At 32.5% G+C, this 12,810-nt stretch carries 11 protein-coding genes, 2 tRNA genes and 2 rRNA genes; all 15 read left to right on the forward strand.

The features are described 5' to 3' along the window. The 15 genes from dnaA to TEGL_RS00075 all read left to right on the forward strand — a co-directional run bounded on the left by dnaA (position 1) and on the right by TEGL_RS00075 (position 12,694). Positions 1–1,320, forward strand: a complete 1,320-nt coding sequence (dnaA, locus tag TEGL_RS00005) for a chromosomal replication initiator protein DnaA (protein WP_018590074.1) — start codon at positions 1–3, stop codon at positions 1,318–1,320. A 241-nt stretch (positions 1,321–1,561) separates the two neighbouring features. Next, positions 1,562–2,668 (forward strand): DNA polymerase III subunit beta, encoded by a 1,107-nt coding sequence (gene dnaN / locus TEGL_RS00010; RefSeq protein WP_018590073.1) that lies wholly within the window; start codon positions 1,562–1,564, stop codon positions 2,666–2,668. Between the two features lie 88 nt (positions 2,669–2,756). Beyond that, positions 2,757–2,963 carry a S4 domain-containing protein YaaA gene (gene yaaA / locus TEGL_RS00015; RefSeq protein WP_018590072.1) on the forward strand — a complete coding sequence of 69 codons (207 nt, stop codon included), beginning with the start codon at positions 2,757–2,759 and terminating at the stop codon, positions 2,961–2,963. Between the two features lie 15 nt (positions 2,964–2,978). Further along, the gene (recF, locus tag TEGL_RS00020; protein WP_018590071.1) at positions 2,979–4,094 is read left to right on the forward strand and encodes a DNA replication/repair protein RecF; all 1,116 of its coding nucleotides are present in this window, start codon (positions 2,979–2,981) and stop codon (positions 4,092–4,094) included. After that, positions 4,095–5,999: a DNA topoisomerase (ATP-hydrolyzing) subunit B gene (gyrB, locus tag TEGL_RS00025; protein WP_018590070.1), complete on the forward strand. Its 1,905-nt coding sequence runs from the start codon at positions 4,095–4,097 to the stop codon at positions 5,997–5,999. 18 nt (positions 6,000–6,017) lie between these two features. Continuing rightward, on the forward strand, positions 6,018–8,447 hold the full coding sequence (gene gyrA, locus TEGL_RS00030; RefSeq protein WP_018590069.1) for a DNA gyrase subunit A: 2,430 nt from the start codon (positions 6,018–6,020) through the stop codon (positions 8,445–8,447). A 71-nt stretch (positions 8,448–8,518) separates the two neighbouring features. Further along, the gene (locus TEGL_RS00035) at positions 8,519–8,797 is read left to right on the forward strand and encodes a YtxH domain-containing protein (protein ID WP_018590068.1); all 279 of its coding nucleotides are present in this window, start codon (positions 8,519–8,521) and stop codon (positions 8,795–8,797) included. Further along, positions 8,797–9,054, forward strand: a complete 258-nt coding sequence (locus TEGL_RS00040) for a DUF948 domain-containing protein (protein ID WP_018590067.1) — start codon at positions 8,797–8,799, stop codon at positions 9,052–9,054. Before TEGL_RS00035 ends, TEGL_RS00040 begins: the two co-directional genes overlap by 1 nt. A gap of 23 nt (positions 9,055–9,077) precedes the next feature. Continuing rightward, complete coding sequence (locus tag TEGL_RS00045; RefSeq protein ID WP_018590066.1) at positions 9,078–9,395, forward strand: STAS domain-containing protein; 318 nt, start codon at positions 9,078–9,080, stop codon at positions 9,393–9,395. Between the two features lie 2 nt (positions 9,396–9,397). Then, positions 9,398–9,805 (forward strand): ATP-binding protein, encoded by a 408-nt coding sequence (locus TEGL_RS00050; RefSeq protein WP_018590065.1) that lies wholly within the window; start codon positions 9,398–9,400, stop codon positions 9,803–9,805. Continuing rightward, complete coding sequence (locus TEGL_RS00055; protein ID WP_018590064.1) at positions 9,805–10,575, forward strand: SigB/SigF/SigG family RNA polymerase sigma factor; 771 nt, start codon at positions 9,805–9,807, stop codon at positions 10,573–10,575. Before TEGL_RS00050 ends, TEGL_RS00055 begins: the two co-directional genes overlap by 1 nt. Before the next feature lie 191 nt (positions 10,576–10,766). Next, positions 10,767–10,883 (forward strand): 5S ribosomal RNA (gene rrf, locus TEGL_RS00060). A 9-nt stretch (positions 10,884–10,892) separates the two neighbouring features. Then, positions 10,893–10,982 (forward strand) — tRNA-Leu (locus tag TEGL_RS00065). A gap of 7 nt (positions 10,983–10,989) precedes the next feature. After that, positions 10,990–11,066 (forward strand) — tRNA-Ile (locus TEGL_RS00070). 123 nt (positions 11,067–11,189) lie between these two features. Continuing rightward, positions 11,190–12,694 (forward strand): 16S ribosomal RNA (locus tag TEGL_RS00075). Positions 12,695–12,810 lie beyond the last annotated feature (116 nt).

Raw genomic sequence — 12,810 nt, forward strand, 5'->3', positions numbered from 1 at the left:
ATGGATATAGTTTCTTTATGGGAAAAAACTTTGCAACTAATAAAAGGTGAGGTATCTACAGCCAGCTTTAATGCTTTTTTTAAGGAAATAAAACCTTTAAAACAAATATCTAATGAGCTTATTTTTTTGGCTCCAAACGAATTTATACAAAACATACTTGAAAATAGATACTTAAACTTAATTGAAAGTTGTATAAGCCAATTATCCCTAAAAAAATATCAGATCAAATTTATTTTAGACGAAAAAGAAATACAAGATACTAATGAAGAAGATAAATCTACTACTATCAAAAAAAGTTATCCCAATTTAAATCCTAAATACACTTTTGATACCTTTGTAATAGGTAATAGTAATAGATTTGCCCATGCAGCTTGTGTAGCAGTAGCTGAATCTCCAGCTAAAGCATATAATCCTTTGTTTTTGTACGGAGGAGTTGGTCTTGGAAAGACGCATTTAATGCATGCTATCGGACATCATATAATGTGTCAACAAGAAGACCCTAAGGTTGTTTATGTTTCTTCAGAAAAATTTACAAATGAGCTTATAAACTCAATAAAAAATGATAAAAATGAAGAATTCAGAAATAAATATAGAAATGTTGATGTTCTATTAATAGATGATATACAGTTTATTGCTGGAAAAGAAGGAACTCAAGAGGAATTTTTCCATACATTTAATGCATTACATGAAGCAAATAAACAAATAATCATATCTAGTGATAGACCACCAAAAGAAATCCCTACATTAGAAGACAGATTAAGATCAAGATTCGAAATGGGTCTTATAACTGATATTCAACCACCGGATTTCGAAACGAGAATTGCCATACTTAGAAAAAAAGCACAATTAGAAAACATAAATGTTCCAAATGAAGTAATGACTTACATAGCTAAGTACATTAAATCAAATATAAGAGAATTAGAAGGTGCTCTAACTAGAGTTGTTGCATATTCGTCTCTTACAAACAAAAATATTTCACTTGAGCTTGCAACTGAGGCTTTAAAGGATATAATATCAAATCCAAAAAGTGAAGAAATAACAGTAAACAGAATAAAGGAAAAAGTTTCAGAAGCTTTTAGCATAAAAATGGACGACTTTAATTCTAAAAAAAGAACAAGAACAATAGCATATCCTAGACAAATAGCAATGTATATTTGCCGTGAACTTACTGATTTGTCATTACCTAAGATAGGAAGTGAGTTTGGTGGAAGAGACCATACAACAGTAATTCATGCTCATGATAAAATAACTAAGGATATAGAAGAAAACCAACAAATAAAGGACAAAATAGATAAAATAATCTCAGATTTAAAGGGATAATTTATTCACATTTTGTCTGTTAATAACTATTGCTGCAATGTTAATAGATTTTTTGTTAAGATTTTGTTCACAATGTAATTAAGAGGGTTTTTATAAGATATTAACATTTTGTATACAGGTTAATATCTTTTGCTTTATTTGGATTGATATGTTTATCCACTTTATCCACAGCACCTACTACTACAACTACTATTGTTTTTATATATATTTTTATTAAAATGCTACAAGGAGGTTATCCACATTGAAAATAATTTGTAATCAAAAACTATTAGCTCATAAAATAAGTATTGTACAAAAAGCTATTAATGGAAAAACAAACTTTGATTTGTTAAAAGGAATTTTAATAGTAGCTAAAGGAGATCAAATAGTTTTAACTGGATATGATTTAGAAATCGGTATAGAAACTTATGCACAAGCAGAAATATCGGAGGAGGGAAGCATTGTTATAGATGCTCGACTTTTTGGAGATATAATAAGAAAACTACCAGATTCATTTGTTGAAATTGAAACAGATAATGATAATAACGTTTATATAAATTGTTTAAACTCAAAATTCAAAATTAAGGGAGATAGCTCAGAGGAGTATCCTGTGTTACCTAACGTAAGTAAAGATAACTTATATAACGTGCCACAAGATATCCTAAAAAATATGATTAAACAAACTGTATTTGCCATATCTCAAGATCAAACAAAACCAGTTTTAATGGGAGAGTTATTAGAGATAGTTAATGGAGAAGTTAGTTTAGTTGCTATAGATGGTTATAGACTAGCAGTAAGAAGTTGTTCTGTGGAAAACTTAAATGCAAATGCAAAAGTTATAATACCAGGAAAAACTTTAAATGATGTAAACAGTCTTTTATCCACAGAGGAACAAGTTCAAATTGGATTTGACGATAAAAATGCAATTTTCATGATAAATGAAACAAAAATAATAACAAGATTACTAGATGGAGAATTTATTGAGTATAAAAAATTACTTCCAAGAGAACATAATACTAGGATTAAATTAAATACTAGAAGCTTACTTAATAGTATAGAGAGAGCATCTTTATTATCACAATCAGAGAGAAATAATCTAATAAAATTATCAATAAGAGATAATACACTGGCAATAACATCTAATACTGAAAAAGGTAATGTTTACGAAGAAGTAGATTTAGAATTAGAGGGAGATTACTTAGATATTGCTTTTAACTCAAGATATTTATTAGAAGGATTAAAAAATATAGAAAGTGAAGAAATATTCATCGAATTTACCACTAATGTTAATCCATGTATAATTAAGCCAGTTGATGGTATTAAATATATATATTTATTACTTCCTGTAAGGATAGCTTCAAATATATAAGACTTGGAACCCAACTGCATTTAGTTGGGTTTTTATTATTTTTATGGTATAATAAATACTTAACGAATAAGAAATAGGAGGAGTCAACATGATAGAAATAGCCATAGATTCAGAGTATATTAAGTTAGATCAATTCTTAAAACTTGCTGATATTGCTTCAACTGGCGGACATGCCAAATTTTTAATACAAGAAGGCGTAGTAAAAGTTAATGGCGAAGTTGAAACAAGAAGAGGAAAAAAAATCAGACCAGGAGATCTTATTGAAGTTGAAGGAAACTCAATAATGGTAGTGTAAAAAGGAGTCCCTTTAATGCAGCTTAATAGCTTAAAATTAATGAACTTTAGAAATTATGACAATCTGTACATAGATTTTAATAAAAATGTTAATCTCTTAGTTGGTAAAAATGGACAGGGAAAAACAAATATAGTGGAATCTATTTATATGCTATCTTTTGGCAAATCTTTTAGGACGAGTAAAGATAAAGAAATTATTAAATTTGATACGGAAAGTTTGTATGTTGGAGGAAATTATACTAAATACGATACAAATGGTTTAATAGAAGTTGCAATTGGAAAAAATAAAAAGGGAATTAAAGTAAATAAGATACACATCCAAAAAATTCAAGAATTACTTGGAAATTTAAATGTAGTAATTTTTTCTCCAGAAGATTTAAGGTTAGTCAAAGATGGCCCAAGAGAACGCAGATCATTTATAGATAAAGAAATAAGTCAAATAATGCCCAAATATTATAATTATTTAATAAATTACAATAAAATATTAAGTCAAAAAAATAGAGTTCTTAAAAATAGAAATATAGATACGAACTTATTAGATGTTTATGATGAAAGCTTGTCTCAATATGGTAGCTATATATATATTATTAGAAGAGATTTTATCAAGAAAATTTCTAACATAGCAAATTCTATGCATACTAGATTAACTAACAATATAGAAGACTTACAAATTACTTATAAGAATCAAATGAATATAAGTGATGAAGATACTGTTATGGAAGTGAAAGAAAGATTTTATAATAAGTTAATTGAAAGTAGAGAACATGATATGGAAGTGAGAACTACAAGATATGGTATTCATAAGGATGACTTAAATATATTTGTTAATAAATTAGATGTAAGACTATATGGTTCACAAGGGCAACAAAGGACAGCTTCTATTTCATTGAAATTATCAGAAATAGAGCTAATTAAAAATGAGGTTGGAGAAAATCCTATATTAATACTAGATGATGTATTTAGTGAATTGGATGAAACGAGGCAAAAACTACTAGTAGAAAATTTAGAAGATGTACAAATGTTTATAACTACAGCAGAAATAGCGCATAAAAGTATATTTAATAAAGATAATACTACTATTTTTAATATAGAAAAAGGTAAAGTAATTAGTATACAGAATGGAGGTAACTAAATGAAACAACAAGAGTATGGCGCAAGTCAGATTCAGGTACTAGAAGGTCTAGAAGCAGTTAGAAAAAGACCTGGTATGTATATAGGATCTACTGGACCAAGAGGATTACACCATCTAGTTTATGAAATTGTTGATAATAGTATAGATGAAGCATTACAAGGTTATTGCGACAGAATATATGTTAGTCTAAATGATGATGGTAGTGTAACTGTAAAGGATGATGGTAGAGGAATACCTGTTGAAACTCATCCTAAGACTGGAAAATCTACTTTAGAAACAGTTTTAACAGTTTTACACGCAGGAGGTAAATTTGGTGGAGGAGGATACAAGGTATCTGGTGGACTTCACGGAGTTGGTATATCTGTAGTTAATGCATTGTCAAAATGGTTAGTTGCAGATGTATATAGAGATGGAAAGATATATAGACAAAATTATGGAAAAGGGATGGCAACTTCAGCATTAGAAGTAGTTGGAGAGTCTCATCATACAGGAACAATAATAAGCTTCATGCCAGATGAAACTATATTCGATGAAGTTGAATTCAAATATGAAATATTAGAACATAGACTTAGAGAGCTTGCTTTCTTAAATAAGGGAGTAAGAATTGTATTTGAAGATAAAAGAGTAGATAGTGAGCGTAAAAAAGAATTCCATTACGATGGTGGTCTAGTAGAGTTTGTTAAATACTTAAACAAAACAAAAACAGCTATACATGAAGATATAGTTCACATAGATAAAAAAATAGGCGATTCTATCGTTGAAATAGCAATGCAATATACTGATGGATATACAGAAAATATATTCTCATTTGCAAATAATATTGATACACACGAAGGTGGAACTCACTTAGCAGGATTTAAAACAGCATTAACTAAAACTGTAAATGACTATGCTAAGCGTAATAAGTTAATAAAAGAAAATGAGGGAAATTTAACAGGTGAAGATATAAGAGAAGGTCTTACAGCTGTTATATCAGTTAAACTACCAGAACCTCAATTTGAAGGTCAAACAAAGACTAAATTAGGTAATACATATATGAGAGGTAGTGTAGATAGCGTAACAGTAGAAGAACTAGGAGCATTCTTAGAAGAAAATCCAACAACAGCTAGAATTATAGTTGATAAAGGTTTAAGAGCTCAAAGAGCTAGAGAGGCTGCAAAAAGAGCTAGAGAACTAACAAGAAGAAAAAGTGTTCTTGAGAGTACATCATTACCTGGGAAATTAGCAGACTGTGCAGAGAAAGATCCTGCAAAAAGTGAAATATTCTTAGTCGAAGGGGATTCTGCCGGTGGATCTGCAAAACAAGGTAGAGATAGACATACACAAGCAATACTACCACTTAGAGGTAAGATATTAAACGTAGAAAAATCAAGATTAGATAAAATATTATCTTCCGATGAAATAAAAAATATGATAACCGCTTACGGCTGTGGCGTAGGAAATGACTTTGATTTAGAAAAAGCTAGATATCACAAAATTATAATCATGACCGATGCCGATGTAGATGGTGCTCACATTAGAACACTATTATTAACATTCTTCTTTAGATACATGAGACCTCTTATAGAGAATGGATATGTTTATGCAGCACAACCACCTCTATACAAGGTTAAAAAACAAAAGAAAGAATACTATGTTTATTCAGATAAAGAGTTAGAAGTTTTATTAGAGGAAATAGGAAGAACTGGTGTTGAACTTCAAAGATACAAAGGTCTTGGAGAGATGAACGCTGAGCAACTATGGGATACAACAATGAACCCAGAAACAAGAACATTATTACAAGTTACAATTGAAGATGCTGTAATTGCAGATCAAGTATTCTCTATGTTAATGGGAGATAAGGTTGGACCAAGAAAAGAATTTATAGAAGAAAATGCAACATATGTTACAAACTTAGATATATAAGAAAGGGGATGAGTAAAAATGGAAGAAAATAAAAAGATACTCCCTATAGAAATAGCAAGTGAAATGAAGAAATCCTATATTGATTATGCCATGAGTGTTATAGTTGGTCGTGCATTACCAGATGTAAGAGACGGATTAAAGCCTGTTCATAGAAGAATACTTTACTCTATGAATGATTTAAATTTAACGCCAGATAAACCTTATAGAAAATCAGCACGTATTGTTGGGGACGTTCTAGGGAAGTACCATCCACATGGAGACACAGCAGTATACTTTGCAATGGTAAGAATGGCTCAAGACTTCTCAACTAGAGGACTTTTAGTTGATGGTCATGGTAACTTTGGTTCTGTAGATGGTGACTCACCAGCAGCAATGCGTTATACAGAAGCAAAAATGAGTAAATTAGCTATGGAATTACTTAGAGACATAGATAAAGAAACTGTAGACTTTGTACCAAACTTTGATGAGTCTTTAAAAGAGCCATCAGTATTACCATCAAGATATCCAAACTTATTAGTAAATGGATCTAATGGTATAGCAGTTGGTATGGCTACATCTATTCCACCGCATAACTTAGGTGAAACAATTGATGCAGCAGTACATTTAATTGATAATCCAGATTGTAGCATAGAAGAATTAATGAAGTATGTACAAGGACCAGATTTCCCAACATCAGCAATAATAATGGGAAAAGAAAATATAGCAGAAGCTTATAGAACTGGTAGAGGTAAAGTAAAAGTTAGATCTAGAGCTATGATAGAAGAATTACCGAAAGGAAGACAACAAATAGTTGTTACAGAAATTCCTTACCAAGTAAATAAAGCTAGATTAGTTGAAAGAATAGCTGAACTAGTTAAAGATAAAAAATTAGAAGGTATTTCTGATTTAAGAGATGAAAGTAATAGAAATGGTATGAGAATCGTTATAGAACTAAAAAGAGATGCTAATGCTAACATAGTTCTTAACAATCTGTATAAACATTCTCAAATGGAAGATACTTTCAGTATAATAATGCTTGCACTTGTTAATGGTGTACCTAAAGTATTAAATTTAAAAGAAATGCTATATTACTATGTTGAACATCAAAAAGATGTTGTTACACGTAGAACTAAATTTGAATTAAATAAAGCAGAAGCAAGAGCACATATATTAGAAGGATTAAGAATAGCACTAGATAATATAGACGCTGTAATAAGTCTAATAAGAGCTTCTAAGACAACTCAAGAAGCTAAAAATGGACTAATAGAAAAATTCGGATTAACAGATGTACAAGCTCAAGCTATCTTAGATATGAGATTACAAAGACTAACTGGATTAGAGAGAGAAAAGATAGAAGATGAATACAGTGAGTTAATGAAAAAAATAGAATATTTAAGATCTATATTAGCAGATGAACAACTACTTTTAGGTGTTATAAAAGAAGAAATTATAGCTATAAGACAAAAATATGCAGATGAGAGAAGAACAGAAATAAGACATGCTGAAGGTGAAATCAATATGAGAGATTTAATTGATGATGAAGAAATAGCAATTACTCTTACTCATTTTGGTTACATAAAGAGAGTACCTCTAGATACATATAAGAGTCAAAATAGAGGTGGTAAAGGAATATCAGCAATGTCTACTAGAGAAGAAGACTTTGTAAAACATTTAGTTACAACAACTACACATAGTAGATTATTATTCTTTACAAATAAAGGTAGAGTATTTAGACTAGATGCTTTTGAAATTCCAGAAGGAAAGAGAAAGGCAAAAGGAACCGCTATAGTAAATCTATTACAATTAGCACCAAATGAAAAAATAACTACTCTAATTCCAGTAGATAATTCAAATAATGATGAGCTATTCTTACTATTAGCTACTAAAAAAGGTATCGTAAAGAAAACTAAACGTGAAGAATTTAAAAATATTAATAAATCAGGATTAATAGCAATTGGGCTTAGAAGTGATGATGAATTAATAGATGTTAAAATTACAAACGGTGAAAAAGATGTCCTTTTAGTTACTGAAAACGGAATGTCTATAAGATTTAATGAAACAGATATAAGACATATGGGTAGAACAGCCATGGGTGTAAAAGGTATAACTTTATCAGGAGACGATAGAGTAGTTTCTATGAACTTAACAGACGAAGGTCAGGAATTATTAGTAGTAAGTGAAAAAGGATTCGGCAAAAGAACAGATATTAACGAATATAGAGTTCAAAGTAGAGCTGGAAAAGGAATAAAAACATATAATATATTTGAAAAGACAGGTAAAATCGTTGGAGCTGAAATGGTTTCAGAGATAGATCAAATAATGATGATTAACTCTAATGGAATACTTATAAGACTGGAAGTTGAAGGAATTTCAATTTATGGAAGAGTAACAAGTGGGGTTAAATTAATGAAGACCGAAGACGAAGTAAATGTAGTTTCGATTGCAAAAATAAATATAGATGAAGAATAGGATTTTATCCTATTCTTTTTCCATATTTATTTGTAATATATAATTAATAAATATAAAAAGGAGAAATTACTATGAGTTCAAAAAAGGGATTATACTTAGTATTAGGAGCAGTAGCTGGATTTGTAACAGGATTATGTTTAGCACCTAAAGAAGGTTCTGAAATAAGAAAAGAAGCTAAAGAAAAATTAATAGAAGTAAAAGAAAATCCAAAAGATGTTCTACATGAAACATTTGATAGCGTTAAAGAAAAAATCATATCTATAAAAGATGAAATAATAGAAGATAGTAATATAGAAATATCAGAAGAAGATATATTAATAAGTAAGAGCTTTGAAGAGGGAGATAAGTAATGAATGCATTAGGCTGGCAAATAGGGGCAGTTTTATTTGGTGCTAGCTTTTTTATAGTAGCTATATATTTAGCAAAAGTATTGAATAGCGCCAATAAGGTTGTAGAAAGAACAAATAGATTAATAGATGTTAATGAAAGACATATAACCGATATAATAGACAATGCTGCACATATAACAAAAAGTGTGAGAGAAATTATGGATATAGTAACTAAGATTAGTAGCTTATTTAGAGTATTCAAGTTTTTTAAAAAATAGCACATTAAACAGGAGGTAAAATAATGTCAATAAAAATAAATTCAATATTAGATACAGCAAATGATTTCTGGAAAGTTTCACTTGAAGGAGAATTAGATGTATCTACAGCAGATGAATTAAAAAAATGCCTACATAAATTAGTTGACGAGAAAAATATAGACATGAGGTTAGATCTTGAAGATTTAGAATATATAGATTCAACTGGGCTTGGAGTAATGATAGGAATTCTAAAAAGATTAAAGATAGAGAATAAAGAAGTCTATATAGAAAGACCTAAGAATAACGTAAGAAAAATATTCAATATAACAGGTTTAGATAAGATTTTTAAATTGGAGGGATAGTTTTGACTTGCGAAACAATAAAAATGGAGATTACAGCAAATCCAGAGTATGTAAGTATAATAAGATTAACTACTTCTGGTATTGCAAATAAAGTAGGCTTTTGTATTGATGATATAGAGGATTTAAAAGTGGCTATATCCGAAGCTTGTACAAATGCTATAAAACATAGCTCAGAAGATCGATTTACAATTATATACTCAATGATAGAAAATGGATTAACTATAGAAATAATAGATAATGGTAAAGGATATGATAGAAGCTCTGTAAGTGAACCAGATATAGATAATCTTAAAGAGAGTGGGATGGGACTATTTATAATAGAATCTCTTATGGATGAAGTAATTGTTGAATCACAAGAAGGAAAGGGAACTAGTATAAAAATGACAAAGTATTTAGGAGTTGATATGTAATGAAGAGGGTAGCTAATGCTACAGATTACCTAAATATGGAAACTAAAGAACTTTTTAAACTTTATAGCAAAGAAAAGAATAGAGAAGTAAGAGATATATTAATTGAAAGACATCTATATTTAGTTAATATCTTAGCAAAAAAGTATATTAATAAAGGAGTAGAATTTGATGATATATACCAAGTTGCTTCTTTAGCATTAATATACGCTATAGATAGATATGATATAGAAAAAGGATTTGAATTTTCAAGTTTTGCTACACCTACAATAGTGGGTGAAATAAAAAAGTACTTTAGAGATAAAGTGTGGACCCTAAGAGTTCCCAGAAGGGTTCAAGAACTAAGTAAAAAGGTAAGTGAAGCTAAAGTTGTACTAGAACAACAAAATAAAAAACATCCTAAAGTAAAAGAAATTGCTGAATATTTAGGATGCACAGAGGAAGAAGTATTAGAGTCTATGGAGGCATCTTATGGATATCAACCAGTATCGTTAGATGCAACTACTAACAGTGATTCAGAAGAAAATATATCTTTAATGGATAAAATAGCAGACAAAGAAGAAAGTTTTAATGATATAGAATATAAAGATTTCTTAGAAAAATTTATAGAAACATTAAATGAATTAGAAGTTCAGATTTTTAAAGGCAGGTTCTATTTGGAAAAAACACAATCAGCTCTAGCAAAAGAATTGAATATATCTCAAATGACTATTTCTAGACTTGAAAGAAAGATAATAGAAAAGCTAAAAAAAGAATATGAAAAAAATATATAAAAAACTATTGACCTATCACTTAATATAGTGTATATTATTTATTGCGCCAGAGAAATGGAGCAAAAGAAAAGTATCACTTAGGTGATAGGTTAATTTTTCTTAAATAAGAAAAATTAAAAAGAGTAAAAAACATTTGACAAAAGTTTTGAAAAATGTTAATATAATACTCGTACTAAAAAAGGAAAATAAAATTTGGTTATTATAGCAAAGAGGATACACCTGTTTCCATTCCGAACACAGAAGTTAAGCTCTTGAGCGCTGATGGTACTTGGGGGGCAACCTCCTGGGAGAGTAGGACGTAGCCAAATTTGGTGCATGCCGAAGTGGCGGAACTGGCAGACGCACAGGACTTAAAATCCTGCGAAACTTATACTTTCGTACCGGTTCGATTCCGGTCTTCGGCACCAAAAAAGTGGACCATTAGCTCAGTTGGTTAGAGCGCCCGGCTCATAACCGGTAGGTCTGGGGTTCGAGTCCCTGATGGTCCACCAGAAAGAACTTTGAAAATTAAACAGTAGGTTAACAATAAATTAATTCTTTAAGAATTAAACTGAAACAACAAACAAACCAAGCCAGATATTCAGATAATGATTAGTCTGAGCGATGGACAACTTTTTTATGAGAGTTTGATCCTGGCTCAGGATGAACGCTGGCGGCGTGCCTAACACATGCAAGTCGAGCGATTCACTTCGGTGAAGAGCGGCGGACGGGTGAGTAACGCGTGGGTAACCTGCCTCATACACATGGATAACATACCGAAAGGTATGCTAATACAGGATAACATAAGAAATTCACATGTATTTCTTATCAAAGCTCCGGCGGTATGAGATGGACCCGCGTCTGATTAGCTAGTTGGTAAGGTAACGGCTTACCAAGGCGACGATCAGTAGCCGACCTGAGAGGGTGATCGGCCACATTGGAACTGAGACACGGTCCAAACTCCTACGGGAGGCAGCAGTGGGGAATATTGCACAATGGGCGAAAGCCTGATGCAGCAACGCCGCGTGAGTGATGAAGGCCTTCGGGTCGTAAAACTCTGTCCTCAAGGAAGATAATGACGGTACTTGAGGAGGAAGCCCCGGCTAACTACGTGCCAGCAGCCGCGGTAATACGTAGGGGGCTAGCGTTATCCGGATTTACTGGGCGTAAAGGGTGCGTAGGTGGTTTCTTAAGTCAGGAGTGAAAGGCTACGGCTCAACCGTAGTAAGCTCTTGAAACTGGGAGACTTGAGTGCAGGAGAGGAAAGTGGAATTCCTAGTGTAGCGGTGAAATGCGTAGATATTAGGAGGAACACCAGTAGCGAAGGCGGCTTTCTGGACTGTAACTGACACTGAGGCACGAAAGCGTGGGGAGCGAACAGGATTAGATACCCTGGTAGTCCACGCCGTAAACGATGAGTACTAGGTGTCGGGGGTTACCCCCCTCGGTGCCGCAGCTAACGCATTAAGTACTCCGCCTGGGGAGTACGCTCGCAAGAGTGAAACTCAAAGGAATTGACGGGGACCCGCACAAGTAGCGGAGCATGTGGTTTAATTCGAAGCAACGCGAAGAACCTTACCTAAGCTTGACATCCTTTTGACCGATGCCTAATCGCATTTTTCCCTTCGGGGACAGAAGTGACAGGTGGTGCATGGTTGTCGTCAGCTCGTGTCGTGAGATGTTGGGTTAAGTCCCGCAACGAGCGCAACCCTTGCCTTTAGTTGCCAGCATTAAGTTGGGCACTCTAGAGGGACTGCCAGGGATAACCTGGAGGAAGGTGGGGATGACGTCAAATCATCATGCCCCTTATGCTTAGGGCTACACACGTGCTACAATGGGTGGTACAGAGGGCAGCCAAGTCGTGAGGCCGAGCTAATCCCTTAAAGCCATTCTCAGTTCGGATTGTAGGCTGAAACTCGCCTACATGAAGCTGGAGTTACTAGTAATCGCAGATCAGAATGCTGCGGTGAATGCGTTCCCGGGTCTTGTACACACCGCCCGTCACACCACGGAAGTTGGGGGCGCCCGAAGCCACTTAGCTAACCCTTTTGGGAAGCGAGTGTCGAAGGTGAAATCAATAACTGGGGTGAAGTCGTAACAAGGTAGCCGTATCGGAAGGTGCGGCTGGATCACCTCCTTTCTAGGGAGAATTAACCTACTGTTTAATTTTGAGGGTTCTTTATGAAAACTCAAAATTAGTGCTTATTAAGTAAGCATTTTAGTACTTTGAAAACTGCATAACATTTAGTGATATGA

The organism is Terrisporobacter glycolicus ATCC 14880 = DSM 1288, assembly GCF_036812735.1.
Taxonomy (GTDB): domain Bacteria; phylum Bacillota; class Clostridia; order Peptostreptococcales; family Peptostreptococcaceae; genus Terrisporobacter; species Terrisporobacter glycolicus.

Excerpts from the sequence above, each read along its gene's own strand:
- dnaA (WP_018590074.1), top strand. The coding sequence starts at position 1 with ATGGATATAGTTTCTTTATGGGAAAAAACTTTGCAACTAATAAAAGGT.
- yaaA (WP_018590072.1), top strand. The coding sequence starts at position 2,757 with ATGATAGAAATAGCCATAGATTCAGAGTATATTAAGTTAGATCAATTC.
- recF (WP_018590071.1), top strand. The coding sequence starts at position 2,979 with ATGCAGCTTAATAGCTTAAAATTAATGAACTTTAGAAATTATGACAAT.
- gyrB (WP_018590070.1), top strand. The coding sequence starts at position 4,095 with ATGAAACAACAAGAGTATGGCGCAAGTCAGATTCAGGTACTAGAAGGT.
- gyrA (WP_018590069.1), top strand. The coding sequence starts at position 6,018 with ATGGAAGAAAATAAAAAGATACTCCCTATAGAAATAGCAAGTGAAATG.
- TEGL_RS00035 (WP_018590068.1), top strand. The coding sequence starts at position 8,519 with ATGAGTTCAAAAAAGGGATTATACTTAGTATTAGGAGCAGTAGCTGGA.
- TEGL_RS00040 (WP_018590067.1), top strand. The coding sequence starts at position 8,797 with ATGAATGCATTAGGCTGGCAAATAGGGGCAGTTTTATTTGGTGCTAGC.
- TEGL_RS00045 (WP_018590066.1), top strand. The coding sequence starts at position 9,078 with ATGTCAATAAAAATAAATTCAATATTAGATACAGCAAATGATTTCTGG.
- TEGL_RS00055 (WP_018590064.1), top strand. The coding sequence starts at position 9,805 with ATGAAGAGGGTAGCTAATGCTACAGATTACCTAAATATGGAAACTAAA.